The organism is Mycobacterium sp. 852002-53434_SCH5985345, from assembly GCF_001667155.1.
Taxonomy (GTDB): domain Bacteria; phylum Actinomycetota; class Actinomycetes; order Mycobacteriales; family Mycobacteriaceae; genus Mycobacterium.
The window spans coordinates 1-26,527 of record NZ_LZIE01000031.1 but is presented as its reverse complement, the minus strand read 5'-3'; the positions used below and the strand labels follow the sequence as shown (position 1 = coordinate 26,527).

Here is a 26,527-nt window from a genome sequence, read left to right as displayed (position 1 = left end):
CGGCATGAGCGTCGCGCAGTCGCAATTGGGCCGCCCGGTGGGCGCCGAGGGGGAGCAGACGCGTGCGCGGATCATCGCCGCGGCGATGCGGTGTGTGGCCACGGTGGGGTACTCCCGCGCCACCATCCGTGAGATCGCCCGCACCGCGGACGTCACCAGTGCCAGCCTGTACAACTACTTTCCGAACAAGGCCGAGTTGATCAAGGCCGCGATCGCGGCGCGCACCGATGTCGCATTGCCTCGGCTGCGGGCGGCCGCCGCGGGTGCCGGGACCGCCATCGATCGCATCGAGGCGGTGCTCGACGAATCGGGCCGGCTCATGCGCGAGTACCCGGATCTCGCCGCCTTCGAGTGGGTGATCCGCGCCGAGGGGGTGGCCGACGTCGATGCGCGGGTCGCGGGTGGCGCGCGGTTTCAGGCATTCCGAGAGATCATCGAGGGCGTCGTCGATGACGCCTTTCGGCAGGGCGAGCTCGCGCACCGGCCGGATCGGGACAGCATCGTCGAAGCCGTCTACGCGCTCATCTACGGGTTGACCGAGCTGGCGGCCACGTCGCCACCACGGGGCTACCACGCCGCGCTGGACTCCGCCAAGAAAATGATCCGGGGAACGCTGTTCGCTCCGGGTGAGCCGGGATAGCCGCAGGCAGAAGACACGGGGCGGCCGACGCCGGCCTTGATACGATCAAGCGATTGATTATATAGTCGGGGCCACGAGAGGAAGCCTGGCCGTGACCGAAACCGCTGCCGTGACGTTCGACGTCGACGCGCTGCGACGCAAGTACGCCGAAGAGCGTGCGCGGCGATTGCGCCTGGACGGCATCGCGCAGTACGTGGAGATGGCGGGCGCGTTCGCCCACTTCGCCGAAGACCCCTGGGCCGATGGGCAGTTCGATCGCGACCCGTTGACCGACGAGGTGGACGTCGCGGTCATCGGCGCCGGCTTCGGTGGGCTGTTGACGGGGGTCCGGCTGCGCCAGCTCGGCGTGCAGAGTGTGCGGCTGATCGACCGGGCCGCCGACGTGGGCGGCACGTGGTACTGGAACCGGTATCCCGGCATCGCGTGCGACGTCGAGTCGTACGTGTACATGCCGCTGCTGGAGGAGCTCGGCTACGTTCCCACCGAGAAATACGCCAAGGGGCCGGAGATCTTCGCCCATTGCCAGCGCATCGCCCGGCACTACGACCTGTACCGCGACGCGTGCCTGCAGACCGATGTGCGTGAGATACGTTGGGCAGCAGACGAATCGCGGTGGATCATCCGTACCGACCGGGGCGATGAGATGCGGGCCCGGTTCGTGTCCATGGCCAACGGCTATCAGGCCAAGCCCAAGCTGCCCGGCATCGAGGGCCTCGGCGCGTTTCGCGGCCACGCGTTTCATACCAGCCGGTGGGACTACGCCTACACCGGCGAGCACCTCGAACGGCTTGCCGACAAGCGCGTGGGCATCATCGGTACCGGCGCGACGGCGATCCAGTGCGTCCCGCACCTCGCCCGGGCGGCGCAGCGGCTCTACGTCTTCCAGCGCACGCCGTCATCGGTGGACGTGCGGGCCAACCGCGCCACGGATGCGCAGTGGGCCAGCACATTACGGCCGGGTTGGCAGCGCGAACGCATCGAGAACTTCCAGATCCTGACGGCGGGTGGCCAGGCCGACGAGGACCTGGTCGCCGACGCCTGGACGAGCATCACGCGCAAGCTGCCGGTGATGCGTCATGACGGGGACGGCGCCGTGGACCCGGCGCAGCGCGGCCGCGACATCGAGATCGCGGACTTCGCGAAGATGGAGGAGATCCGGGCGCGGGTCGAGGGCATCGTCACCGATCCGGCCACCGCGGAAGCGCTCAAACCGTGGTACGGGTATTTCTGCAAGCGGCCCTGCTTCCACGACGAGTATTTGCAGACGTTCAACCGCGCGAACGTCACGCTGGTCGACACCCGCGGCCGCGGCGTGCAGCGCATCACCGAGTCGGGTGTGGTCGTCGACGGTGTGCCCTACGAGCTCGACTGCCTGATCTTCGCAACGGGTTTCGAGGTGGGCACCGACTACTGCCGGCGCACCGGTTTCGAGCTGATCGGCCGAGACGGAGTGCCGCTGACCGAGCACTGGCGCGACGGGGTGCGCACCTTTCAGGGCCTGTGTACGACGAACTTCCCGAATTGCTTCATCGAAAGCATCGCGCAGGCGGGCCTGACGGTGAACTTTCCCTATCTGCTGGACGTGCAGGCGACCCACGCGGCGTGGATCATCGCCTGGGCGCTCGAGCGCGGCGTCACCGAAGTCGAGGCGGCGCCCGCCGCCGAGTCCGACTGGGTCGACACCGTTGTCACCCGCTCGGCCGCGAGCGCCGAGCGCGCCCAGACCTGCACGCCCGGCTACTACAACCGGGAGGGGAAGGCGGACAATAAGACTCGGCAGGGCAGCTTCTTCTTCGGCGCACCCACGGAGTACGCCGACATGCTGCGCGCGTGGCGGGCCGGCGGTGGACTGGATGGCTACCTGATTCGCGGCGGCGAGGCCGGACCATGACCAGTCGGCAGGCCCGCTGGCGCTACGGTGTCGGCCGGTTGCGGGCGGCAACCCGGCGCCGGCGCCCACCGAAGGTGGCCATCATCGGCGCGGGCTTCGGTGGCCTCGGAGCCGCCGTCGCGCTACGCCGGGCCGGCATCGACGATTTGGTCATCATCGAGGGCGACGACGGTGTCGGCGGCACCTGGCGCCGCAACACCTATCCGGGCGCCGCGTGTGACGTGCAAAGCCACCTGTATTCGTTCTCGTTCGCCCCCAACAGATCCTGGAGCCGGACCTACGCACGGCAACCCGAGATCCTTGCCTACCTCGAATCCGTCGCCGACGACTTCGATCTGCGGCGCCACCTGATCTTACGGACTTACGTACGGCAGGCGAGATGGGACGAGGGCGGCCGGCAGTGGGAATTGCAGCTGCAGCAAGCGAATAGCGATACCGTTACCACGTTGCGTGCCGATGTGGTGGTCAGCGCTGTCGGCCTGTTCGGTGCTCCCAGACTGCCAGACATCGAGGGCCTCACCGGCTACCGCGGCCACTTGATGCACACATCGGCGTGGGATCCGGGGGTGGACCTGTCCGGCCGGAAAGTCGCGGTGATCGGCACCGGCGCCAGCGCAGTGCAGGTGGTGCCCGAACTCGCTCGGATCGCCACCGGTGTGACCGTGTTTCAGCGAACGCCCCCATGGATGGTGCCCAAGGACGACCGTGCGTTCAGTGCTCGGGAGCTGGCGAGGTTTCGCCGACAGCCGTGGGCGGCTCGCAGGGAACGGTGGCGAATCTGGAAGCAGTTCCACGACTTCGCCGGAAACGCCGTCGAAGACCCACAGGTGGCAAATCGATCACGGGTCGCGTCATCGTTCTTGGAGCGCACCGTTGCCGACGAGCGGTTACGCCGCGCGCTGACGCCCGACTATCCATTCCGCTGCAAGCGAGTGCTACTCGGCGACGACTACTATCTGGCGCTACAGAAGGACCACGTCGATCTGGTGACCGAACCGATCGCGCGAGTCACCGAGACGTCGGTCGAGACCGTCAGCGGCGAATCGGTGGCCGCCGACGCCATCGTGTGCGCCACCGGATTCCAGACCAGCCGCTACCTCGCCGGCATCGAGGTGATCGGACGGGGCGGTCAAAGCCTGCACGAGCGCTGGGGCGACGACCCGTGCGCCTACCTGGGCGTCGTGGTCAGCGGTTTCCCGAATTTCTTCATGCTCTACGGCCCCAACACCAACCAGGGCGGCAACTCGATTGTCTACATCCTGGAGGCCGCCGCGCGTCTGGTTGCCAGTGCGGTCAGCCGGGTGGCGCGCAAGGGCGGCTATGTCGATGTCCGTCCGGAAGCCGAAAAGCGCTACAACGACCAGCTTTCCGCGGACCTGGAGCACACCATCTGGACCCGGTGTGACAGCTACTTTCGCTCGCCCACCGGTCGCATCGTCACCCAGTGGCCCTACACCGAGCTGGAGTACGCCCGCCGGACCTGGCGGCTCCGGTCGCGGGACTGGCTACTGGCCCAGGCCGAAGTCGATGACGCCGCGGATCAGGCGGCCGGCGGTCAGGTCGGCGTAGGCGTCGTTGATGTCGTCGAGCCGGTAGCGTTCGGTGATCATCTCGTCGAGGAGTAGCCGACCCGACTCGTACAGCGTGGCGAGCAGCGCGATGTCGCTCTTGGGATTGCACGAGCCGAACACCGTGCCGCACAACGTCTTGTTCATCAGGATGAAATCCTGCAGGGCGACGGCGATCGAGGCCGTAGCGGGCGCCGGGAGCCCGGTCAGCACGCACGTGCCGCCCTTGCGGGTGAGCGCCAGTGCCGTCCCGACATCGGCCTCGCCGATCGTGGTGGGGGAGACCACGACCGCATCCGCCATCACGCCGCGGGTCAGGTCGCGCACCAGCTCGAGCGCGTCGGTCGCCGTCGCGGCGACGTGGGTCGCGCCGAAAGTCACTGCGGAGGTGCGCTTGAAGTCGCTCACGTCGACCGCGACGATCCGCGCGGCGCCGCTGATGCGGGCGCCCTGAACGGCCGCGGTGCCGATCCCGCCGGCGCCGATCACCACCACCGTGTCGCCACCCCGCACCCCGGCACGCCGGGCGGCCGACCCGTACCCGGTGGGCACCGCGCACGCCAGCAGCGCGGCGGGCACCAGCGGAAAGTCCGGGTCGATCTTGACCAGCGAATTCGCCGCCACGACAGTGTGTTCGGCGAATGCGCCGATCTTGGACACGTGGCCGAGGTCTCGCCCGTCGACAGTGTGATGGCGAAAGGTGCCGTCCGTCGGCATGCCCGGCGCCAGGGTCCCCGACCCCGTGTCACACAGGTACTCCATCCCCGAGGCGCACCAGCGGCACTGCCCGCAGACCGCGACGAAGGACGTCACCACGTGGTCGCCCGGCGCGAACCCGGCGACGCCCGGCCCCACGTCGACAACCACACCAGAGCCCTCGTGCCCGCCGATCGTCGGCGACATGGCGGGTAACCCCAAGGCACGCAACGTCTCCGGCGGCGCGGCCAGCTTCCCCTGCCGGATGTGTTCGTCGGAGTGGCAGAGCCCGCAGGCAGCCAGCCGCACCAGCACCTCGCCCGCCTTCGGCGGATCCAGCTCGAATTCCTCGACGGTCCAGGGACGGCCGTAGTCGTAGAGGATGGCCGCGCGGCTTCGCATCGACTCGTGCCGCCTTTCTGCCGGAGTGTTCGAGTGGGGCCGCGCCGGGCAAGTCGCTACCGGGCGGGGTCCGCCGCGACCTCGATGTCGCCGGCCGCGGCCGCGGCCTTCAACTGGTGGAAATCGTCGAGCGACTTGTCGGCGTAGGCGTAGCACCATTCGGCCACCGCGGATTGCACGATCTCGCCAGAGCCGACATATCCGCGCAGCAACGAGGCGTTCGCACTCTGGGAATGGGCCCGGGCCAACAGCACCGCGCAGGCGGCGACGTAGTCGCTGAACGTGGGGGCCGCCATGCCCTCGGTCTCGATCGTGCCCTTCATGTCGTGGAATTGCCGGACGTAGTAGTCGCGGCCGTCCTTGCGGGTCGGCCCGAGAAACACGTCCGACATCGCCTGCAGAATGCGCTGCCCGTCGACGACGCGCATGCCCTGGCCCTTGGCCTCGATGGCGGCCGCCAACATGCGCGGTTGAGGCCAGCCGCCGTATTCGTCGAGCACTGACCGGGTCGCCTCCTTGATCTGCAGGATGAGCGGTGTGCCGTTGGGGCCCACCAGGATGACCAGGAAGCACCGGGTGCCGACGCTGCCGACGCCGACCACCCGCAGCGCCACGTCCGTGACGCGAAAGTGTGACAGCAGCAGCGCGATGTCGGCGGGAACGGTGGTCAGGTACTCCTGAATCGACTCCACCAGAACGGCTTCGGCGTCCTCGTCGAGGTGCTGCAGGACCGGTGGCGCCTCGCGCAGGCGCGGCGTCCCGTCGGCGCCGACCTCGGTGAGCTGCCTGAAGAGCCGCGCCGATGTCCGGCTGCGAGCCCGGGATGTCGTCTTTTGAATCACGCCGAGCAGGCCCTTGGATACCGTCCCGGCGTGGCGTTCCGGCTCCACACGAAGGTAGTAGCGGTCCAGGACGTCCATCGCGAGCATGGACTGCAGGCTGGACTGGTAGCCGGCCAGCGCCTGCCCGACGCAGCGGCGGATGGCCTTGGCGGGATAGCCCGCATGGCGCCCGCCGACGATCGCGCTGGTGATCAGGCGCTTAACGTCCCATTCGGCCGGGGCGACGGCTGCCTCGTCGAAGTCGTTCAGGTCGAACACTATTGAGCGATGCGGCGCCGCGTACAGGCCGAAGTTGGACACGTGAGCGTCGCCGCAACACATCACTTCGATCCCGCTCGAGGGGCTGGCGCCCAGGTCGGCGGCCATCACCGCGGCCGAGCCGCGGTAAAAGGAGAACGGGTCGGCGAGCATCCGGGCGAACCGCAGCGGGACGAGTTCTGGTACCCGATCGGCATTTTGAGCCACCAGGATTTCGGTGGCCGACTTTTCGGACGGGGTCAGCTGTGCGAGCGTGCGCCGTGGCACGGCCTTGCGCAGCGCGCGGCCGCGCGCCTCGTCCTGGTCCGGAACCTCGAGATCGATCAGGCGTTCACGCAGCACCGGTTGTGGCATCCGCTCAGCATAGGTAGCGCGGCCGCGCCGGCGGCGGGCTTTGCCGCTGAAACGAGTTGGTGTCGGGGGATCCGGTGTCAACCGGTGGCGGCGGCCACCCGGGCCCGCTCGATCATCGAGGCGACCACGCCTCCGTCGTTGAGGATGTCGGTACCGGTCAGGTAGCCCGCCCTATCGCTGGCGCAGAACGCGAGCAACTCGGCCATCTCCTCGGGCTTGCCCCACCGCGGGACCGCGGCGTTGGTGACAAGCGCGCCGGCGCCGGCCTGCTCCTCGAGCCGGCCCATCTCGGTGTCGACCGACCCCGGCGAGACAGAGACGATGCGCAATCCACGCGCATTGAATCTCTCGGCCTGCGACTGGCTGTACCACTTCACAAAGCTCTTGCTGACGGCGTAGGCGAGGCCGGACCGCGCCTCCTCGGGCGCGATGTTGCAGGTCGTCATCATGGCCCCCATGAAGGCGTCGGCGTCCTGCAGCGCCAGCGGGAATTGGTCCACCGGAACCATTTCCGCCGGGAGCAGGTGAGCCGCCATTGACGCCACGTTGACGATCACGGCGCCCTCGCCGGCCGCCGCGTAAAACGCCTCGTTGACGTTGAGCGTGCCGAGGGCGTTCGTCCGCATGACGTAGTCGGCAGGGCCCATGCTCGGGCTCACTCCCGCGGTGTGGATGACCGACGCGAGCGTCCCGAACCCCTTCGCCGTTTCGAGCAGGCCGGCGACCGCACCCGAGTCGGTGACGTCACAGTCGACGGCCGTTGCGGTCATCCCGAGCTCGTCCAGGGTTGTGGCCGCAGCCTTCAGCCGGTCCTGCCGGACGTCGCAGAGGACCACCGCATGGTCGCGGCCGACGATCTTGGCGGTGGCCTGGCCCATGCCGCCCGCCCCGCCCGTGATCACCGACACTCGATTCATACGTGGACGGTATACGGCGAGCGTTCGTCGGCGATCAGGGGTCCGGCACGGGATGGTGGGGGTGACCGCTGTGCCGGATGGCCTTCCCGTAGAACGGCGCCCGGACGGTGGCCGCCAGGTGACGGCGGTATCGGATCAGCGCGACGACGGCCACCGCGGTGTAGACGCCGCAGAGCAGCAGCCGGCCGTGCGTCGAGGCGATGGGGAATTGCACGACGAACAGGCCCAGCAGGGTGCATGCGGCGGCGCGCTGGAAGCGCAGCGCCAACAACAGCGCCACTCCCATCATGGTTTGGGTGGCCGTGAGCAGCACTTCCTCCACCTGACGGGGATCGAGCTGGAGCGAGAACCCGCCCCCGCCCAGCAGGTGGGCGATCGGCAGCGACCCGATCAGCAGCGTCCACTGGTTGACCTTGGAGGAGATCAGGGTGGCGATGGCCGCCGTGCCCTTGCCCCGGGCGGCGAAGATGGTCGCCACGATGAACTCGGGGGCCTCGGAGGCAAGCGGGGCAAGCCACTGGACCAGCAGGAACTTGTCGATGCCCAGCTCGGTGCCCGCGGCGACCAAGTTGTCGGCGAACGGTTTGGCGCACAGCAGAATCACCGCGCCGGACGCCAGGAAGAGGCTGACAACGACGATGCGCCGACCGCGATCGGGTAGCTCGCCCAGGGCGGCCGCGGTCCCGATCAGGTCGGGCTCCTCCACGTCCCCGTGGCTGACCTTGTAGAGGTAGAAGCCGAACCATGCCAGCAGCGCCAACCCCAGCCCGAAGTGAATTTGGCCGCTCGCCGGTATCGCGAACGCGATGATGCCGGCGATCAACAAGAATCCGAGTTCGACGCGGTTGGTCGGTTGCAGCGCCAGGCCGGTGGCCTTGCCGGAGCCGGCCTTGCGCGCCACCAGGATGCTGACCAACACCACGACGGGCCAACCGAGACCCATCAGCAGCCGGTTGGACCCGGTCATGTTGGCGGCCGCGTATTGCGTGTAGTCCGGGTTGTGGCCGGACACATACGCGTAATACAGGTCGACGGCGTACTCGGGCAGCACCGCGATGAGCGCCAATACCGCCGTTGCCAGCCCACCGGAGACATCGATCTGCGCGGCTTCGGCTGCCCAGGCCAGCAGGAAGCTGGCCGACACCACCGCGGCCCCGAAGATCAGCAGCGCGACGATCGGGTCGGGGCGCAGGCCGGCGAGTCGCGTCACCACCGCCGGGACGACGAATGCCGTGGTGATCAGTGCCGAACGCGCCAGGGTGCGACGCCGCGAGCGTTCTGCCGTCGCGACCGCGGTCGCGGGCCTGTCTGTGGCGAGCATCGTCATCCTTCGATATGGAGGGGTGGCGACTGAGGCGGCTACTCCGGATGGGGCAGCCGTGCCGAACGATTACCCAAGTTACCCGCGAAGCACGTCGCCAGCAACATCGCTGCTCGGCTTAGCGCCCCCGTATCGGAGGATATCTTTGCTGGATAACGGGCCGTAGCGGGAAAGTTAGGGTGTCCTGATCCCGAAGTTTGGCAAACCCTTTTGGCGCACAAATCGCCGCTACGCAGTACGACGCCTTGCGAGCCGGGGAGGTTCCCGCTACTTGTCCGGGCCCATGGCCGCGGCCGCGGCTTGGGCGAACAGTTCGACGGCTTGGTTGCGGGTTAGCGACGCCAGCATTTGCTCGGCGGCGCGCATCATGTCGCCGACCATCAGGGTCGGCCCGTTTCCGAGGTTCTCGAACGCCTCCGCGATGACGTCGGCCACGGCGGCCGCGCCCGGCGGCACCTCGTCGAGCGAACCGATCTGGCCGCGGCTGTGCTCGAGTTGCCGCAACGCGGGCGTGTCGGTCTTGCCCAGGATGAGGCCGAGGACGTCGACGCCCTTGTCGTGCAGCTCGGCCCAGAGTGCCTCGGCGAAGACCATGTCGAACGCCTTCGAGGCGCCGTAGGCGACCATGTTGGCCCCGCCTGCCAGGCCGGCGCCGGACCCGAAGAGCACGATCCCGCCGCGGCGCCGCTCGACCATCCCGGCCGCGAAGTGGTGGCACAGCTGCATCGGCACCATGCAGTTGCGTTGCACCATCGCCTCGGCGGCTTCGACCGGATTGGCCAGGAACGGCTCGAAGTTCGGGTCCGCGCCGGCGCAGTACACCAGGAGGCCCACCTCCAGGTCGCTGGTCGCCGCGGCGACGGCCGCCGCCGCACCCGGTTCGACGAGATCAATGGCGAGGGTCCGCGTTGACGCCGCCGTATCCCGCTCGATCTGGGCCGCGACTTCGTCGAGGACGGCCTGCCGGCGGGCGATCAGCACCACATTGATGCCCCGCTCGGCGAGCCCGCGCGCGAACGCCGCGCCCACCCCGTCCGAGGCGCCGGCCACCAGCGCCCACGGCCCGTACTTGGTTGCGAACGTCATCTAGGACCCCCCGACCGTCGTCAGCCGTACCTGGGTGTAGCGCCGGCGGGCGATCCGCCAGCCGTCCGCGGTGCGCACGATCTCGTCGTCGTAGAAACCGATCGCATTGACACCAGAGTTGTTGTCGCCGGCCATGATCAGCCCGTCGATATAGGTCCGCGCCGTGGCCCGGTCGCCGTCGACCGTGATGGCCTGGTTGGTCAAGCGGTGCAGCGTGTGCCCGGCCAGCGCGTGCACCCGCTCCATGAAATCCGCGACGGCGTCGACTCCGGTCCACGACCCGATCTCGCCGTAATCGAGCTCGCAATCCGTGGTGAACACGGTCCGAAACAGCGGCCAGTCGCGCCGGTCTATCCCGGTGGCGTAGCGCACCAGCAGCTCCGAGATGTCTTGGCGGTCACCACGTTCGGTCATGGCAGGTCTCCGTTCGGGTAAACCGCGATCCGCCGCGGGTCGCCCCTTAACGCCACCGCACGCAATGCGCTACGCTCTCGGATAGTCGAAGAAAAACCTCGAAAATATTCATCTCACTCTAAATCGTGTGGCAGAGGAGTCAAGCCATTCGCGGATCGACGTCTGCGCCGACCGCCCGGGTGCTCGACGTGGTCGAGCTCCTGGCCCGGTCCGGGAATGCGCGGCTGCGGTTCTCCGACATCGTGCGCGAGCTCGGGCTCACCCAGGCGACCGCACACGCGATTCTGAAGACGCTGTGCGACCGGGGATGGGCCAGCCGCGATCCGGTCGCCAAGACGTTCACCCTCGGCCCGGCGTTGGCCGTCGTGGCCGCGCGGACGGACACCGCCCGGCCGCTCGCGCACGCGGCCCGTGCCGCGGCACTGCGGTTGTCCCGCGACGTCGGCCACGCCTGCTCGGTGGTCGAGCGTTTCGGAGATTCGTTGGTGGTCACCGCTTTTGAGGGCGAGCCCGCCACCCAGCCGTCCGGGATTCCGGGCGATCGGATTCCGTATGCCCCGCCCTTCGGGGTAGCGCTCGCCGCGTGGGACGACGAGGAGCAACAACGCGCGTGGATCCGCCGCGGTGCGGGCAACAATCCCGATCGCACCCGGCGGCTCGAACAGGTGCTGGAGCACACGCGCGAGCGCGGCTTCGACGTCGACTGGACGACGCCCGCACTGGCCCAGGCGGTGCAGGTGGTCGGCACACTCGACAGCGACGAGATGCCCACGCCGGTGCGGCGCATCTTGGATCAGTTGCTCGTCGAGTTCACCACCATCGGCTTCCTCTCCGACGACAACCCCGGGCGGCGCAAGCAACCCGTGGTGACCATCGCCGCACCGGTTTTCGAGGAAGGACACGTTGCGCTGATGGTGGCCGTCCATCCGCTGTGCCCGCTCTCGGCGCGGCAGATCAGGGTCATCGGCAAACGCCTGACCGACGAAACGACGGCGATCACTCTGCCTCCGCCGCGACCGGCCGCGGTCGACCGCGCCGTCTAGGCTCGGCGTATGGAACTGCGGCAGTTGCGCTACTTCGTGGCCGTCGCAGAGGAGTTGCACTTCGGCCGCGCCGCGCAACGCGTGCACATCTCCGGACCGGCCCTGTCGCAACAGATCATCTCGCTGGAGCGGGAACTGGGCGCCGACCTGTTCGTGCGGGACCGGCGGAGTGTTCGGCTGACCGAGGCCGGGCGGACCTTCCTTACGGATGCGCGCCGAATCCTGTCTCTGGCCGACGATGCCAAGCTCCGGCTGCGGCAGGCGGCCGCGCGCAGCACGCCGGTGCGCCTGGGTTATGTCAGCTGGCTGCCCGAGGACGTCACCACGATGGTCGGGCCCGCGGCGGACGTGCGCCTCGACGAATGGGTGTTGCCCTCGCACACGCAGGCCGACCGGGTGGCCGAGGGCACCCTCGACATTGCGCTGGCGTGGGTCACCGCCGGCCAGATCGAGGAGCGCGGCCTCACGGCGCATCTGCTGCGGACCGAGCCACTGCACGCGGTCATGCCCGGCATTAGTTCGTCCGAACCCGTTGCCGCACAACGGGTCAGCGTACTCATCGACGCCGACGAGTCGGCGTGGTCGTCGTGGAACCGGTACGCCAGGGAGTTCGCCGGCCACGCGGGCGCCCGCGTCGTCCACATCGACGACGGCGGCATCACCGGCGACGCGTTCTACGCGCACGTGCGCAGGGTCGGCGTGCCCGTGCTCGCCTCACCCAAGCGCCACACCGCGGCGCTGCCACCCAGCCTGGGTCAGCGTCCCGTCGCCGAACCGGTACCGCTGTGGACGTGGTCGCTGCTGCACCGCCGCGATGACGACCGCGCCAGCGTGCGCGGCGCCGTGGAAGCGCTGTTGGCGGTCGCGCGTACCCGCGATTGGCCGGCCCCTCCCGCCGGCCCGTGGTGGGCGCCGGCCGACGACCCCCACCTGCGGTGAGAAGTCCCACCGAGCACTGGTAGGAGAACGGTCCTGGACGCCGGGCCGGCGCTGCGTTTCAGTGAAAGTAAGCAGTCCGGAAGGCGAAAAAGCATGGCAGAGAACTACGTTGTGGATGACCTGGCCGGCTTCGTCGTAGGCGCGGAGTGGGGCGATCTGACCGGACGTCCGCGCGCGCTGATGAAACGCAATGTGCTCGACAGCATCGCCTGCGCCGTCGGCTCCCTGGACGGGGAGCTCGTCGCGACGATTCGCGAACACACCGACCAGTTCAGCGGCGTGCCCACCGCGACTTTGGTGGGCGGCGGACGGGCGTCGGTGGACCAGGCCGCATTCTTCAACGCGGTGCTGGTGCGCTACCCCGACCTGCAGGACACCTACCTGACGGTCGGGGGGTTGTGTCATCCCGCCGACAACTTCGGCGCCGTCCTGGCCGTCGCCGAGCACACGGGCGCCAGCGGGGCGGACTTCCTGCTGGCACTGGCGGTCGCCTACGAGGTGCAGTGCCGGTTCAGCGCCCAGGTACCGGTCATGGCTCGCGGGCTCAATCACGCGCTACAGCTGTCGATGTCGGTGGCGGCAGGCGCGGCGAAGCTGCTCGGTCTCAGCGTCGAGGAGACCGCCAACGCCATCTCCGCCGCAGCGGCCGACAACGTGTCGCTGGCGACGGTGCACGCCGAGCCGGTCTCGAACTGGAAGGGCATCTCGCCGGCCATCACCGGCATGCGCGCGGTGTACGCGACCATGCTGGCCGCCCGCGGCGTCACCGGACCCAGGTCGCTGTTCGAGGGCCCGCATGGCCTGGTGCAACTTTTCGACCAGGCCATCGATCTCGCGACCACCGACCGGCGGCTCAACTGCGTCGAACAGACCTACCTCAAGCAGTACTGCTCCCTCATCCACGGGCAGGTGGTCATCGACGCGGTCTTGGCCCTGCGCGCCGAGAACGACCTGCACGGCGAGGACGTCGCCCGGGTGACGCTCGAGGTGTTCCAGGGCGCGTACGACTTCGCCGGCGGGGGAGCCTACGGCGCGAAGGACGATCCACGCACCAAGGAGCAGGCAGACTACAACCTCAAATACCTCAGCGCGGTGGCACTTCTCGACGGCGGGGTGGGCCCCGAACAGCTGGAAACCGAGCGGGTTTCGCGCGCCGACGTGCGGGACCTGTTGACGCGTGTCGACGTCAAACCGGCCGCCGACCTGACCGCCGACTATCCTCGACGGACGGCGGCCCGGGTGCACCTGGTGACCCGCGACGGCCGGGAATTCGACCGCGAGCAAGCCGATTACGAGGGATCCCCGACCCGGCCGATGTCCTGGGAACGCGTGGCGGACAAGTTCGGATGGCTGGCCGAGCCGTTCTGTGACGACGCGCTGCGCGCCGACATCGTCGCGGCCGTCGACCGCCTCGACGAGATCCCCGTCGCCGAACTCACCGGCCTCCTGGGCGCGGCGAGCCCCACCGCCCAACGGCCGCGCACCAAGCCCCGGTTCTGACGCGCCCTCTTGCGTGACCCGCAGTAGGCAGTGCGATGATCGGCCATGCGCAAAGATCAGGGCGGCAATCGGTGGGAGTTGGTCACCTGTGCGGTCGCGGGCCACGCCACCTACGCGCCCGACGAGGAGGACCTGGCCGCGCGCCTGAGCGGCAGCACCGGACTGGGCGAGGTCTGGCGCTGCCTGCGCTGCGGTGAATTCACCGTGGGGAATCCGCACGGGCGGGGACGTGCCGAGGACGCCCCGATGATTATGCGCGGCAAGGCTTTACGCCAGGCCATCATCATCCGGACACTCGCGGTGGAACGCCTGTTCCGGGCGGTGGTGATCGCGCTCGCCGCGTACGCGGTGTGGAAGTTTCGGGGTGCGCGGGGCGCCATCCAGGCCACCCTCGACCGTGACCTGCCGATCTTCCGTGCGGCCGGGTTCAAGGTCGATCAGATGACCATCGTGCACGAGCTGGAAAAGGCGCTGGCCGCCAAGCCTTCCACCCTGGTTTTGCTGACCATGATGCTGGCCGCCTACGCGCTGCTGGAGGTCGTCGAGGGCGTCGGCCTGTGGTTGCTGAAGCGCTGGGGCGAGTACTTCGCGGTGATAGCCACCTCGGTGTTCTTGCCGTTGGAGATTCACGACCTCGCCAAGGGCATCACGATGACCCGGCTGGTCACCTTCACCATCAACGTGGCCGCCGTGATCTACTTGCTGTTCTCGAAACGCCTGTTCGGCTTGCGCGGCGGCCGCGAGGCCTATGACGAGGAACGACGCGGCGAGCAGCTGCTCGATGTGGAGCAGGCCGCCGCCAAAGCCTGACGTCAGGCCGTCGACTGCCGGGGGTGAATGAATATGCCTTCCGCTTCGACGGTGACGCCATCCTCATCGGCCAGGTGGCCGACGGCGAACGTCTTGACGCCCTCGGTGCGCTCGACATGCGCCTGCACCCGCAGCGGCCGCTCCAGCTCGGTTCGGCGCCGGTAGCGCAAGGTCAGGGTGCCGGTGTAGGCGGGCCTGCCGGGCCGGTGCGCGGTCGCGCCGAGCACATGGTCGAGCACCAACGCGCAGATGCCGCCGTGAACGTGGCCGGGGGGTCCCTCGTAGGCCGCGCCCAGGGTGAATTCCGACCACACCACGCCGTCCGGCTCGTGGTGGACCACCAACGGCGGTGCCACCGGGTTGCGCATCCCGACCACCGCGTTGCCCCACGCAACGGTCTGGCCGTCGGACAGGTAGTGCACGCCGACGGGCCCCGGCTGCGCCGCCTCGCCCAATTCGGCTGCGGCCGCGTCGATCTTGGCCTGGGCCGCCGTCACCGCCGCTGGTTCCGCCTCGGTGCGGATGCTGATGTCGATGAGCCGGCGGATGGACTCGGCAAGCGGCGCGTAGACGGACTCGAGCCGGCCGAGGTCGATGCAGGGCGTTTGGTCATGCATCTCGGCAACCTAACAGCACGGCTGCTGGTAAGAACTGAGCGATGGGCACTTATGCGGTCACCGGATCGGCTTCCGGGATGGGCCACGAGACCGTGCAGCGGCTCAAGGCCGACGGGCACACCGTGATCGGCGTCGACATCAAGGACGCCGATATCGTCGCCGACCTGTCCACGCCGCTCGGTCGCAAGCGGGCCGCCGACGGCGTGCTGGCGGCCGCGGACGGCAAGCTCGACGGTGCGGTGCTGGCCGCGGGCCTGGGGCCCAGCCCCGGTCGAGAACGCCTGCGCCAGATCGGCCAGGTCAACTATTTCGGCGTCGTCGAGCCGCTCGTCGCGTGGCGGCCGGCGCTGGCCGCGGCCGAAAGCGCGAAAGTGGTCGTCGTGGGGAGCAACTCGTCGACCACCGTGCCTCTCGTGCCGCGCCGGACGGTGAAGGCGCTGCTCGCCCATGACGCCGATAAGGCGCTGCGGTCGGTGCGGCCGTTCGGTCCGGCCGCGCCGACGATGATGTATGCGGCGTCGAAGATCGCCGTAAGCCGCTGGGTGCGGCGACACGCGGTGCTGCCGGAATGGGCGGGCTCGGGTGTGCGCGTGAATGCCCTGGCGCCGGGGGCCGTCATGACGCCGTTGCTGCAGGAACAGCTTGCGACGCCCCGGCAGGCCAAGGCCGTGCGGTCCTTCCCGGTGCCGCTCGGTGGCTTCGGCCAGGCCGGCCACATGGCCGACTGGATGTGTTTCATGCTGTCGGAGTCCGCCGAATTTCTCTGCGGCAGCGTAATTTTCGTCGACGGCGGCACCGACGCGTATTTCCGTGCCGACGATTGGCCGAAAGCGCCGCCGGCACACGGGTTGCCGGGATACCTGCGACGGTTCAGACGTTCGGGGAGTGTGTGACAAACAGCCGGCGCGCCGACGGGTGTGCGTCGCACCACAACGCGGCTTTTCATGGCGTTCACCCCGGCGCGGCGCATCCGTAAACCGGCCGCGGTGGAATTCAATGATTCGGCACACAGGCCGAACAGACGAAGGATCGAAACCGTGGCAACACTGCCGTCCTGGATCAGCCAGAGCCCTGCCAACTTCGGCATGGTGACGCCCATCAAGGCGCGCGCCTGCGACGCGTGGCAGGCGGTGCGCAGAAGCGCGCCGCGGCGGGCACGCACCGGCGTGACGCTCATGCAGAGGGGCATCGAGCGCTGCTGACGGGCGCACACGACTACTGGAACCACAACGCCGCGTATCACGGCTGGCTGGTCGAACTCGCGGCGCGCCACGGCGGCGATGTCCTGGATGTGGGGTGCGGTGAGGGGCTGCTGGCCCAGCGGCTGGCCGCGGTGTCGCGCAGCGTCGTCGGCATCGATGCGGACCCGTCCGCAGTCCGGCGGGCCGGGAATCGACTGAAGACCGCAAGCAACGTGTCGGTGCGGCTGGCCGGCTTCGAAGAGTTTCAGGCGCAACGACATTCGTTCGATCTCATCACATTCGTGGCGAGCCTGCACCACCTGCCACTGCGTGAGACACTAGACAAAGTGCGCGAAATGCTCAGACCGGCAGGAGAACTCGCCGTCGTCGGTCTGTCGGCCAACAAGACCATCGGCGACTGGGCGTGGGCGGCCCTGTGCACACCGGTGGCGCGCGCCGGGTCGTTGCTGCATCGGGAGACACGCGACATCGGCGTGGCCGTCGCCGATCCCCGGGAAAGTCTGCACGAAATCCGCCGCGTAACCGCGGACGTGCTACCGGGAGCGGTCATTCGGCGGGGCCTGTACCACCGATACCGCCTACTGTGGCGAAACCGCTGAGCCGGTGAAACGCTCACGCTCACGGCGGCGGGCCCGCGAAGCGCGCAGGTTCGCCGCGTTGCCACACGTCTTGACGTCGTGCCACACCCCGCTGTTGTTCTTGGAGCGGTCGTAGAACGTCGACCCGCAGCGGTGGTTGTGGCATTGCTTGATACGCCGCCAGGTATCGGCCTGCTGACTGAGCAGAATCTCGGCCCACAGCGCCGCGGCGAGCCAGCGCCAGCCGGTGCCGCTGGGCTCCAGCCGCACCTCACCGGCGTCGGTGACTACGAGAGCGGCGGGGACGGCGCTTCGGCCACTGGGTGCCTCGCCGGCCACCAGTGCATCGATCCTGGCCCTCAAGGTGCGCAGCTTGGCCAGGTCCGCGGCGTCCAGTGTGGGCACCGGCACATCGATGCCGCGGGCGGCCGACCAGGCGTGCACCGCATCCGCTACCCATTCGTCCGCGAGCGCGGTGTCCGCAAGCAGGTCCGGGCCGTACGCCCCGATTCCCCTCGTGTTGAGGAAGTCCTGAACCAGGCCCAGGCCTCCCGGTGCCGCGGTGATGCCGTACCGCTGTGACGCAGACCATGAAATAGACATACCTAAAACATACTTGACTATGTCGACACCGGCAACTACGGTGACAGAATCAAAAGCGATATACCTACGTCAAGGAGTGCGGGTCATGGTCAACGTCAAGGGGTCGACGGTCGTGGTCACCGGCGGACAGCGCGGGCTCGGCAAGACCGTCGTGGACGAGTTGTTGCGGCGGGGGGCGGCGAAGGTGTACGCCACGGCGCGGGCGCCCAAGCCGAGCGCGGATCCGCGGGTGGTCAGTGTCGAGTTGGACGTCACCAAGCCGGAGTCGGTTGCGGCCCTGGCCGTTTCGGCTCCGGATGCCGAGATCGTGATCAACAACGCGGGTGTCCTGGGCGCGCGGAAGCTGCTCGAGAGCGACATCGAGGAAGTGCGCGCGGTGTTCGAGACGAACTACTTCGGCGCGCTGCGTGTCGCGAAGGCGTTCGCGCCGATCCTGGCCGGCAACGGCGGCGGGGCCCTGGTCGACATCGCCTCGATCTTGTCCTGGATGCCCGGCTCGGGTGGGTACGGGGACTCCAAGGCGGCGCTGTGGTCGGCGACGAATTCGTTGCGGATCGAACTTGAGAAGCAGGGCACCCTGGTCGTCGCCGCGCACCTCAGCTTCACCGACACCGAGATGACCGCCGGGTTCGACGCCCCCAAGAACGACCCGCGCGAGGTGGCGCGCTCGATCGTCGACGGTATCGAACACGACGACACCGAGGTGTTGGCAGACGACGACACCCGCTACGTCAAGGCGACGCTGTCCGGGCCGGTCGAGGCGCTGCCGCGGATGCCGTGAGCATGAGGGTCTGCCCGAAGGCAGATCCCCGTCTTAAGACGGTGGGTCAATCAGGCCCTTGCGGATGGCCTCGCCCAAAAATGGGCTTGCTGCACTTCGGGCAGACCACCGGGGTGACCCGGCATCACCACGGTCGCACGCGCCGCCCGGCGTTTCGACGGGCGAAGGTCCCGGATGCATCGGCCGAAGGTCACATTCACGCCGTGCCCCGCTGACGGTCCGCGTGTTTGGATAGCGACATGCCCGACATGGAAATCGAAGGCGTCGTGAGCGCCACACGCGTCATCGCGGCCAACGCCGCGCGAATTTTCGAACTGATCGCCGATCCCGCCCGCCAGCCGAGCTGGGATGGGAACAGCAATCTCGCCTCGGCCGCCCCGGGTCAGCGGGTCCGTGCGGTCGGCGACGTGTTCAAGACGACGCTGACGAACGGCGCCGTGCGGGAGAACCACGTCGTGGAATTCGTCGAGGGCAGCAAAATCGCTTGGTGCCCAGCCGAACCCAGGAAGCAGCCGCCCGGTCACCTCTGGCGTTGGGATCTCAGCCCGGTGAACGCCGAGCTCACCACGGTGACGCACACCTACGATTGGACGGCACTGGCCGACCCGACCCGCCTCGAGCGCGCCCGCGCGACGACGCCGGACATGCTGCGCGAGTCCATGGACCGGCTTGCCGTGGTCGCGCAATCCCCCGACACGTGAGGTAACGCGAAAGCGCGCCGGACTCAGCCGTTCTTGCCGCGCACCCACTGAACCGTGCCGAGGTTTTTCACCCGCACGCTGACGAACCCGCGGTCTTCCAGAATGTCGGCGATCTCGTCGTCGTCGAAGACATGCGCCCCCATGTTCGGCAGCCTCTGGAAGAGTCGGGCGGCCGGACCGACGGTGGGAACCATGACGGCGAGCCGCCCGCCCGGTCGCAGCACCCGCGCCATCTCGGCAAGGGCCGCCGCCGGATCCGGAACAAGTTGCAACACTGCCGTCGAGATGACCGCGTCAACCGTGTCGTCGCGCAGCGGAAGTCGTTGTGCGTCAGCCTTGATGAAGCCGACGTGTGGCCCCCCTTCGTTGCGAACGGCGCGGGCGAGCATGGCCTCGGAGATGTCGATCCCCAGGGCCAGTCCGTCCGGACCGGCCGCGCGTGCCAGGGAGGCGGTGACGTTGCCAGGTCCTGAGCCGACGTCCAGCGCGATGCCGCCCGGCGGGATGTTCAACCACTCGAGGGGCGTCTGCCACGCGGCGATCAGCCGCCGCGACAGGGCCTGAGCGTTGTCGTAGAGCATCGACCCGATCGGTGACGCCCACGCGGCCTGGATCGGCCCGGTGTTTTTCGCGACGCGTTCGTCCTCGTCGGATCCGCCGCCGAGCAGATCGAGATAGCCCTTGCTCACGTCGGGATCCGCCGGCGGATCCGCGAGTAGATCGAGCGCTCGCCGCAACGGCGGGAGGCAGCGAGACGTGCACGTCAGTCATGCCTACTCCTTTGACCAAAAACCAAGCTGTGCGCCGAAACTCGCGCGGAAATCCGGGAGCCCGAGTCCGTTGTGCCCGATGGCAGCTTACGCCGAGCCGCGGCGGCTCACCGCCGGACGATCGCGTGCTCGCGCACCAGGGAGTACAGCCGCCAGTGGCCCGGCACGCCCTTGAGCGCCGTCTCGCCGCGGTCGCCGAAGCGGTGTCGCGACCCGGTGACGATGTCGCGCAGCGTGGAGGACACCAGCACTTCGCTGGGGCCGGCGAGTGCGGCCACCCGCGCGCCGATGTGGACGGCCATGCCGGCGACGTCTGTGCCGCGCACCTCCACTTCGCCCGCGTGAATGCCCACCCGCACCTCGATGCCCAGCACGCGGACCGCGTCGACGATGGCGTCGGCGCAGGCGATCGCGGCGCTCGGGCTGCTGAATGTGGCGACGAATCCGTCGCCGGCCGTGTTGACTTCGCGCCCGGCGAACCGCTGCAGCTCGTGGCGCACCAGGGTGTCGTGATTGTCGAGCAGGTCGCGCCAGCGGTGGTCGCCGAGCAGGGCGGCGCGCTCGGTGGAGCCGACGATGTCGGTGAAGACGATCGTGGTGAGCAGGCGCTCGGTATCGGAGCCGCCGCGCACGCCGGTGATGAACTCCTCGATCTCGTCGAGGAGGGGCGCGGTATCGCCCACCCAGTACAGGGTGTCCTCGCCCGAGCACTCGACGAGCCGTGCCCCGGGAATGTGCTCGGCGAGATACCGCGCGTGCGCGACGGGGCTGAAGCCGGGATTGTCGCGATGCAGGATCAGCGTCGGCACGGCGACGCGGGGCAGCCGGTCGCGAACGTCGCCTTCCCTGACCTTGTTGATGAACGCGCGGGCCATGCTGGGCGACGCGGCGCGGTTTCCGGCCATGTCCCACCACGCACGAAACGCGTCGTCGCCCGCCGCGGAGGGCGCGATGATGCCGAGCATGTCGAAACCCTGGTCGACGGCGTCCGGCTCCATCCCGACCGTCGTGAAGCGGTCGGCATCGTCGAGGTCACTCCCGATGGGGTAATCGGGACCCCGCAGGGTGCGGGCCGCGCCGTTGGCAATGACGAGGCTGTTCACCCGGTCGGAATGGTCGGCCGCGAGCACGACGCCGGCCAACGACGTGAAACCCGGGGCGAAAACGGTCGCACGCTCGCATCCCACCGCGTTCATGACCGCGATCGCGTCCTGTGCCCAGGACTCCGGGCCGAGCATGTCCAGGGACGGCACCCGCGAGGACAGGCCGATGCCGCGCTGGTCGAACCGAATCACCCGGCAAAACGATGCGAGCCGGCGGTGAAAGCGGTACATCGACGGCTCGAGGTCGACGCAGTCGATTGGGATTAACGGGCCCGGCAGCACGAGCAGGTCGATCGGGCCATCGCCGAAGACCTGATAGGCGATGTCGATCTCGCCGCAACTTGCGTACCGGGTCCGCGGAGCCGCAGAACTCCCAGCCACGCATCCAGGCTAGTGCAGGTCACCGACAAGCAGGAACGGGTCAACCGCGGATGATCGGCACCAGATAGCGGGCGGCGTACTCGCGGACGGCCGTGGGGTCGGACGTGTCGAGCCGGTCGGTGGGAAACACGATGATGCCCAGGGCGACGCGAAGCAGGATGTCGGCGATGTTGGTCAGGTCGCGCTCGGGCATGTCGGCCCCGCACCGACGCAGGGTGTGCGCGATCCCGTCGGCGAACTGATTGATGGGGAAGGCATGCGAGCGGGAGAACATCCCCAACAGCTCCGGTTCGCTGTCCGCGATCCGGGAGTACAGCGGAGAATCGTGGACCAGGCGCACCCCGAGGGCGAACGCCTCGATCACGGCCTGCTGCGGGTCGCAGCCCGTCGCGGCCCGGTCCAGTGTGGTGAAGAACGATTCGGCCTCACGCCGCACCACGTGCCCGAACAGGTCGTCCTTAGTGGGGAAGCGCCGGTAGATGGTGCTCCGACTGACCCCGGCACGCGCGGCGATGTCCTCGATGTTGGCCCGGCGCACGCCGTAGGTCTCGAACACGGTGCGCGCGGTGTCCAGGATGGTGCGGTCGAGGTCGGTCTGTTCGCCGAGATTGCTGGCAAGGCTGTGGTTCTGCACGGATTACGCCCCTCACGGCAGTCTCGGCGCGACAACGCTCGTTTGACACAAAGATACGCATTTGTTTCACTGCTTCACAACGGGGTGTGCGCGTTTGGGGGCGAGGAGATTCGGATGACAGCGCAGTGGGCCGGCCAGGATTTCGACACCGGTGTTCGGGAGGCGCTGCCCATGCCGGTCGACGGGCCGGACGACTTCGCGCGGCTGGGTCCCGAGTCTTTGATCTGGAAGTTCTACGGGGACAACCGCACCCAGTTCTTCGGGTTCCAACGCACCGCCGGGGTCGAGAACTGCATCGAGCAGCTCGCCCAGGGCGTGCTCGACCACTCGGTCGTCTTCAGCGACACGTTGGGCCGGGCCAAGCGGACCGCGCCGCCGCTGATGAAGACCGTCTACTCCGATCAACCGCGCGAGTGGGGCCGCAAGGTCCGGGACTTTCACAAGTCGATCAAGGGCACCATCAGTGACGGCTCGAGGTATCACGCGCTGAATCCGGAGCTCTTCTACTGGGCGCACGCCAGCTTCGTCGATCAGGTCATCTACAACACCGACACGTTCATCCGCCGGCTGTCCCGTGCGGAGAAGGAGCAGATCTTCGACGAGGGCAGGGTGTGGTACGGCCTTTACGGGGTCAGCGACCGCGGCCAGCCGCAGACCTACGACGAGTTCCTCGCCTACTGGGACGAGATGCTCGAGCGGTTCGTCCCGCATAAGACCGTCCTGTACGGCACCGGCTACATCAGGAAGGGCATTCCGGGCCCGCGCTGGATGCCCAAGCCGATCTGGCGGGTGTTGTCCGCGCCGCTCAACGCCTACACCCGGCTGGTCTTGGTCGGGACCATGCCGCCGCAGATGCGCGAAGTATGCCAGTTGGAGTGGAACCCGAAGAAGGAGAAGCGTTTTCAGCGCTTCGCCGCCGCCATGCGGGCGCTCAATCCACTGATCAACCGACTGCCCGTGGGGGCGATCTACACTCCGTGGGCGGCCAGGGCGTGGCGGCGCTCGGGCGTCGATCCGCGCCGGCTACACAACCGCGCGGCTTAGCAGCGGCGTTCGGCGGCGGTGATGCCGCCTTTGAGGAGCTCGTCGATGACTTTCTTGAACACCGGCAGCATCAGCCGGTCAACACCGGGGATCTTCAGCGTCGACCGTAGATGCCAGCTGACCTCGGTCCCCATGCCGGCCTCGCGCAGCTGGATCGTGCCGATGTGATTGCGGGTCGGTGCGCCTGAGATCATCTTGTACGCGTAGCGGGTGGGTCGCTCATACTCGATGACTCCTCGACGAACGGCGGGCCGATCGCCACCAGACGTCTGATCGCGCCGACACCGTTTGGTGCCGGGGTTCCCTCGCGATCGAGCGTGCTGCGCCGGATTGCCCACACGTAGTCCGCGATCCCGCGGTGGTCGGTCATGGCGTCGAACACGGTCTCGATCGGCGCCGTCGAGGTCCGGGTGAGGGTGAACTCGATCATTCGCGCTCCATGCTGTCGATACGCCCTGGCGGTATCCGGTTGTTCATCATCATCCGTCCCCTCTCGCTGCAGAGAACATAGCCCTGTGGCCGACAGCTCATCGAGGCCGCATAATGCCAACGCTATGTGAGGTTCTCGGGTATCAGCCAACTCGACGGCTACCGAGATGAACCCCATGCATGCCCGGCCGCGAAAGTTAACAACGGGTACACGGCGCCGAAATTCCATGCGAAGTAAGCCAATACGGCGACGGGCGCTTGGCGAGCGGGTGAGGATGGGCCAGGATCTCTTGATATGGCCGATATCGACTTCTCGTTGTTGGACGTTCCGAGATCGGAACCGGTCGACGATCCCGAGGCCTATCTGCGCGCGGCGATCGCCTGGCACTTCGGTGAAGACACCGGTTCGGCGTTCTGGCTGCGGACCGCCGCGACGCTGGACTTCGACCCGATGGCCGACATCAACACCTTCGCCGATCTGAAACTGTTTCCCAACCTCGTCAACGAATTGCGCGGCGTGCCGGTGGAGGACCTCATCCCGCGCGGCTACGGAACGCCGCCCCCGGTGCCCCAGATATTCGAATCCGGCGGCACCACCGGTGCCCCGAAACGGACTGTGCAGCTGCCGGATTGGGTCGCGCAGGTGGTGCAATGGCAGACCCAGGACTTCGCCGCCGGCGGGTTTCGCCGCGGCGAGGGCTTCCTGTGCCTCATGCCCAGCGGACCGCACGGGGTGGGATATTTCTCGCGGCTGGTCTCCGAGCGGCTCGGCGCGACGTTCCACGCGATCGACATCGATCCCCGATGGGTGAAGAAGATCGCCGCCCGCGGCGCCGCCTCCGAAGTCGCCGCCTATGTCGACCACGTCGTCGAGCAGGCCGTGTTCGTGCTGGGGACGCAGAACGTCGCGAACCTGCACACCACCCCGCCGCTGCTCGAGGCCCTGGCCCGGGACGATCGGCTGGTCGACCTGCTGAACGACAAGATCCGCTACCTGTTGCTCAGTGGCGCGCACGTGGACGCCGACACCCTCGACCTGCTCCGCGGCATCTTCCCGGAAACGACGATCACCATGGCCTTCGGCAGCACGATGGTGCTATCCCAGGCGGTCACCCGAACGGCCGACGGCGACGTGTTCGTATTCGACCCTCGCACACCGTACGTCGTGTTCTGGGTGGTCGATCCCGACACCGGAGAACGGGTGCCCTACGGCCAGGCCGGTCAGGTGGTGATGAACCACATCAGCAAGGGCATGTTCATCCCGAACAACTTGGAGCGCGATCTGGCGGTCCGGATGCCCGGTCCGGCGGGCGAGCTCAGCGACTCGGTCAGCGAGGTGCGGCCGGTGGACACCTTCGAGGGCGAGGCCGTCATCGAAGGCGTGTACTGAACGTGACCGACGAACGTACCGGCACCGCAACCGATTTGGCGGCGATCGATGCACTCGGCCCCGACGGGGAGTACCGGACCCGCCGTCGGGAGGTCATCTTCAGCACCGCCGGCGCCGCGGTCGCCGAGTTGAGCCTCGTGCCGCCGCTGTATGTTTCGCGGACCTTGGCCGCGCAACGCAAGGTGGCGCCGCTGCCGGTCGAGCAGCGCGCGGCGGCGCTGTCGCAAGCCGCCGGCATCTTCGCCGACGGGGTCGTCGCCGGCCTCGACTTCGAGGCGTACGTCCGGCTGGCCAGCCGGATCTCGGGGTTGCCCATCGCGGTGACCCGCGCCGGGGCACGCAGCGTCGCCGACGCCGTCAGCGGCGCATTCGACGCGGTCGGCCCGGCCCGGCCGGTGGGCGCGGCACTCGATCGGCGCGAGGAATGCGCCAGGCGCGGTGGCGCGGTGTGGGTGCGGCGGGGGGAGGTCTTCGCCGTGCACGCGGCCGGAAACGGCCCGGGCGTGCACGGCCTGTGGCCGCAGGCACTGGCGCTCGGCTACCGGGTCGCGGTGCGCCCGTCCCGCCGCGAGCCGCTGACGGCGCACCGGTTGGTAACCGCCTTGCGGCGGGCGGGTTTTCGCCCGGAGGACGCCGTCTACCTGCCCACCGACCATGCCGGCGCCGACGAGATCATCCGCTCGGCCGACCTCGCCATGGTGTACGGCGGCCAGCAGGTCGTCGACAAGTACGCCGAGGACCCGGCGGTCATCGTGAACGGCCCGGGGCGCAGCAAGATCCTCATCACCGCCGACCACGACTGGCGCGATCACGTCGATGTGATCGTCGACTCGATCGCCAACCTCGGGGGCATGGCCTGCGTCAACACCACCGCCGTGCTCTACCAGGGTGACCCCGGCCCGCTGGCGCGTGCGATCGCGCGGCGGCTGGCGGCCATCGAGCCGCTGCCCACCGACGACGAGCGTGCGCTGCTGCCCACCCAGCCCCTCGATCAGGCTCGGGCGCTGGCGGATTACCTGGCGGCCAAGGCCAGCGGATCGACGCCGCTGCTGGGCGCCGATCAGGTGGTCGCCGACCTCGGCGACGGCTACGCGGCGCTGCGTCCGGCCGTACACCTGCTGCCCGCGCCCGCGGCGGACGCGCTCAACGTCGAGCTGCCCTTTCCCTGCGTATGGGTATCGCCATGGTCGCCCGGTGCGGGCGTGGACCCGTTGCGGCATTCGTTGGTCGTGACCGCGATGACCGATGACGAGCGCCTGATCGACGATCTGCTCGCCGAACCGACGATCGCCAACGTGTATGCCGGGCCCCACCCGACGTGGCACGCGGCGCCGGGCATCCCGCACGACGGGTTCCTGGCGGACGCCCTGATGCGCAACAAGGGCTTTATCCAGTACGGCGGCTGACGCCCACCTCAAGCCCGGCCGGCGGCGGGCACCAGAACCCGCGCCGGCCGGCTTGTCCGTCGAGCGACGAACTCAACAGCTGATCGCTCAGCTTCCGAAGCCACCCCTGCCGCTCGCGACCGTCGAGGCTCCAGCGGTTCCCGCGTCGAGGTGGCTGGAGGCGAAGGCGACGCCCTTGTCGATCATGGCGCCGTCGTCGGCGTAGGT

26 protein-coding genes and 2 pseudogenes are annotated in these 26,527 nt (G+C 68.5%); 15 read left to right on the top strand and 13 right to left on the bottom strand.

What is annotated here, in order from left to right; translation table 11 throughout:
* Positions 1-4: 4 nt before the first annotated feature.
* The 3 genes from A5756_RS07115 to A5756_RS07105 all read left to right on the top strand — a co-directional run bounded on the left by A5756_RS07115 (position 5) and on the right by A5756_RS07105 (position 4,156).
* Entirely contained in the window at positions 5-640 is a 636-nt protein-coding gene (locus A5756_RS07115) for a TetR/AcrR family transcriptional regulator (RefSeq protein ID WP_066949588.1), read from the top strand.
* Positions 641-731: 91 nt separating this feature from the next.
* On the top strand, positions 732-2,531 hold the full coding sequence (locus A5756_RS07110) for an NAD(P)/FAD-dependent oxidoreductase (protein ID WP_066949584.1): 1,800 nt from the start codon (positions 732-734) through the stop codon (positions 2,529-2,531).
* Entirely contained in the window at positions 2,528-4,156 is a 1,629-nt protein-coding gene (locus A5756_RS07105) for an NAD(P)/FAD-dependent oxidoreductase (protein ID WP_066949581.1), read from the top strand. Before A5756_RS07110 ends, A5756_RS07105 begins: the two co-directional genes overlap by 4 nt.
* On the opposite strand, the gene A5756_RS25315 is transcribed toward A5756_RS07105, so the two are convergent.
* From A5756_RS25315 to A5756_RS07080, 6 genes are all read right to left on the bottom strand, one after another.
* Positions 4,037-5,197, bottom strand: coding sequence for a Zn-dependent alcohol dehydrogenase (locus tag A5756_RS25315; RefSeq protein ID WP_156659301.1), 1,161 nt, complete (start codon positions 5,195-5,197; stop codon positions 4,037-4,039). The two genes, A5756_RS07105 and A5756_RS25315, sit on opposite strands and share 120 nt — an antisense overlap.
* Positions 5,198-5,253: 56 nt before the next feature.
* Entirely contained in the window at positions 5,254-6,651 is a 1,398-nt protein-coding gene (locus tag A5756_RS07100; RefSeq protein WP_066949578.1) for a DUF2252 domain-containing protein, read from the bottom strand.
* A gap of 77 nt (positions 6,652-6,728) precedes the next feature.
* Positions 6,729-7,568: an SDR family oxidoreductase gene (locus tag A5756_RS07095; protein ID WP_082948103.1), complete on the bottom strand. Its 840-nt coding sequence runs from the start codon at positions 7,566-7,568 to the stop codon at positions 6,729-6,731.
* Positions 7,569-7,602: 34 nt separating this feature from the next.
* Positions 7,603-8,895, bottom strand: coding sequence for a sodium:proton exchanger (locus A5756_RS07090; RefSeq protein ID WP_066949575.1), 1,293 nt, complete (start codon positions 8,893-8,895; stop codon positions 7,603-7,605).
* A gap of 261 nt (positions 8,896-9,156) precedes the next feature.
* Complete coding sequence (locus A5756_RS07085) at positions 9,157-9,975, bottom strand: SDR family NAD(P)-dependent oxidoreductase (protein ID WP_066949572.1); 819 nt, start codon at positions 9,973-9,975, stop codon at positions 9,157-9,159.
* Complete coding sequence (locus A5756_RS07080) at positions 9,976-10,389, bottom strand: nuclear transport factor 2 family protein (RefSeq protein ID WP_066949570.1); 414 nt, start codon at positions 10,387-10,389, stop codon at positions 9,976-9,978.
* Between the two features lie 179 nt (positions 10,390-10,568).
* Between A5756_RS07080 and A5756_RS07075 the strand changes: the two genes are divergently transcribed.
* The 4 genes from A5756_RS07075 (at position 10,569) to A5756_RS07060 (ending at position 14,681) form a co-directional block, all read left to right on the top strand.
* Complete coding sequence (locus A5756_RS07075; RefSeq protein ID WP_066949567.1) at positions 10,569-11,432, top strand: helix-turn-helix domain-containing protein; 864 nt, start codon at positions 10,569-10,571, stop codon at positions 11,430-11,432.
* A 9-nt stretch (positions 11,433-11,441) separates the two neighbouring features.
* Entirely contained in the window at positions 11,442-12,371 is a 930-nt protein-coding gene (locus A5756_RS07070) for a LysR family transcriptional regulator (protein ID WP_066949564.1), read from the top strand.
* Positions 12,372-12,482: 111 nt separating this feature from the next.
* A complete protein-coding gene (locus tag A5756_RS07065; RefSeq protein ID WP_082959998.1) occupies positions 12,483-13,871 on the top strand; it encodes an MmgE/PrpD family protein in 1,389 nt (462 codons plus the stop codon).
* Positions 13,872-13,916: 45 nt separating this feature from the next.
* Positions 13,917-14,681: a DUF2127 domain-containing protein gene (locus tag A5756_RS07060; RefSeq protein WP_066949558.1), complete on the top strand. Its 765-nt coding sequence runs from the start codon at positions 13,917-13,919 to the stop codon at positions 14,679-14,681.
* A gap of 2 nt (positions 14,682-14,683) precedes the next feature.
* Here A5756_RS07060 and A5756_RS07055 read toward each other — a convergent pair whose 3' ends face one another.
* The gene (locus A5756_RS07055; RefSeq protein ID WP_066949555.1) at positions 14,684-15,298 is read right to left on the bottom strand and encodes a PaaI family thioesterase; all 615 of its coding nucleotides are present in this window, start codon (positions 15,296-15,298) and stop codon (positions 14,684-14,686) included.
* 41 nt (positions 15,299-15,339) lie between these two features.
* Here A5756_RS07055 and A5756_RS07050 point away from each other — a divergent pair, with 41 nt between their 5' ends.
* The 3 genes from A5756_RS07050 to A5756_RS07045 are packed head-to-tail and all read left to right on the top strand — an operon-like array spanning position 15,340 to position 17,099.
* Positions 15,340-16,191, top strand: coding sequence for an SDR family oxidoreductase (locus A5756_RS07050; RefSeq protein WP_066949552.1), 852 nt, complete (start codon positions 15,340-15,342; stop codon positions 16,189-16,191).
* A gap of 51 nt (positions 16,192-16,242) precedes the next feature.
* Positions 16,243-16,500, top strand: a complete 258-nt coding sequence (locus A5756_RS26200) for a hypothetical protein (protein ID WP_082948104.1) — start codon at positions 16,243-16,245, stop codon at positions 16,498-16,500.
* Entirely contained in the window at positions 16,497-17,099 is a 603-nt protein-coding gene (locus tag A5756_RS07045; RefSeq protein WP_066949594.1) for a bifunctional 2-polyprenyl-6-hydroxyphenol methylase/3-demethylubiquinol 3-O-methyltransferase UbiG, read from the top strand. Before A5756_RS26200 ends, A5756_RS07045 begins: the two co-directional genes overlap by 4 nt.
* On the opposite strand, the gene A5756_RS07040 is transcribed toward A5756_RS07045, so the two are convergent.
* Positions 17,079-17,618: a CGNR zinc finger domain-containing protein gene (locus tag A5756_RS07040; RefSeq protein ID WP_066949598.1), complete on the bottom strand. Its 540-nt coding sequence runs from the start codon at positions 17,616-17,618 to the stop codon at positions 17,079-17,081. The genes A5756_RS07045 and A5756_RS07040 overlap by 21 nt on opposite strands.
* 148 nt (positions 17,619-17,766) lie before the next feature.
* Here A5756_RS07040 and A5756_RS07035 point away from each other — a divergent pair, with 148 nt between their 5' ends.
* Positions 17,767-18,462 (top strand): SDR family oxidoreductase, encoded by a 696-nt coding sequence (locus A5756_RS07035; RefSeq protein WP_066949549.1) that lies wholly within the window; start codon positions 17,767-17,769, stop codon positions 18,460-18,462.
* A gap of 239 nt (positions 18,463-18,701) precedes the next feature.
* A complete protein-coding gene (locus A5756_RS07030; RefSeq protein WP_066949546.1) occupies positions 18,702-19,163 on the top strand; it encodes an SRPBCC family protein in 462 nt (153 codons plus the stop codon).
* Between the two features lie 23 nt (positions 19,164-19,186).
* On the opposite strand, the pseudogene A5756_RS07025 reads toward A5756_RS07030, so the two are convergent.
* The 3 genes and pseudogenes from A5756_RS07025 to A5756_RS07015 all read right to left on the bottom strand — a co-directional run bounded on the left by A5756_RS07025 (position 19,187) and on the right by A5756_RS07015 (position 22,051).
* Positions 19,187-19,934 (bottom strand): annotated as a pseudogene (locus A5756_RS07025) (methyltransferase domain-containing protein).
* Positions 19,935-20,040: 106 nt separating this feature from the next.
* Positions 20,041-21,417, bottom strand: coding sequence for an adenylate/guanylate cyclase domain-containing protein (locus A5756_RS07020; RefSeq protein ID WP_066949540.1), 1,377 nt, complete (start codon positions 21,415-21,417; stop codon positions 20,041-20,043).
* A 40-nt stretch (positions 21,418-21,457) separates the two neighbouring features.
* Positions 21,458-22,051, bottom strand: a complete 594-nt coding sequence (locus tag A5756_RS07015) for a TetR/AcrR family transcriptional regulator (RefSeq protein ID WP_066949537.1) — start codon at positions 22,049-22,051, stop codon at positions 21,458-21,460.
* Positions 22,052-22,165: 114 nt separating this feature from the next.
* Here A5756_RS07015 and A5756_RS07010 point away from each other — a divergent pair, with 114 nt between their 5' ends.
* A complete protein-coding gene (locus tag A5756_RS07010; RefSeq protein WP_066949534.1) occupies positions 22,166-23,095 on the top strand; it encodes an oxygenase MpaB family protein in 930 nt (309 codons plus the stop codon).
* On the opposite strand, the gene A5756_RS07005 is transcribed toward A5756_RS07010, so the two are convergent.
* Positions 23,092-23,433 (bottom strand): SRPBCC family protein, encoded by a 342-nt coding sequence (locus A5756_RS07005; protein WP_082959997.1) that lies wholly within the window; start codon positions 23,431-23,433, stop codon positions 23,092-23,094. The genes A5756_RS07010 and A5756_RS07005 overlap by 4 nt on opposite strands.
* A 386-nt stretch (positions 23,434-23,819) precedes the next feature.
* Between A5756_RS07005 and A5756_RS07000 the strand changes: the two genes are divergently transcribed.
* Both A5756_RS07000 and A5756_RS06995 read left to right on the top strand, forming a co-directional pair.
* Positions 23,820-24,914 carry an AMP-binding protein gene (locus A5756_RS07000; RefSeq protein ID WP_066949530.1) on the top strand — a complete coding sequence of 365 codons (1,095 nt, stop codon included), beginning with the start codon at positions 23,820-23,822 and terminating at the stop codon, positions 24,912-24,914.
* 35 nt (positions 24,915-24,949) lie between these two features.
* On the top strand, positions 24,950-26,320 hold the full coding sequence (locus A5756_RS06995; protein WP_066949591.1) for an aldehyde dehydrogenase family protein: 1,371 nt from the start codon (positions 24,950-24,952) through the stop codon (positions 26,318-26,320).
* A gap of 87 nt (positions 26,321-26,407) precedes the next feature.
* Here the strand turns inward: A5756_RS06995 and A5756_RS26195 are convergent.
* Positions 26,408-26,527: pseudogene (locus A5756_RS26195) on the bottom strand (cutinase family protein); the annotation flags it as partial.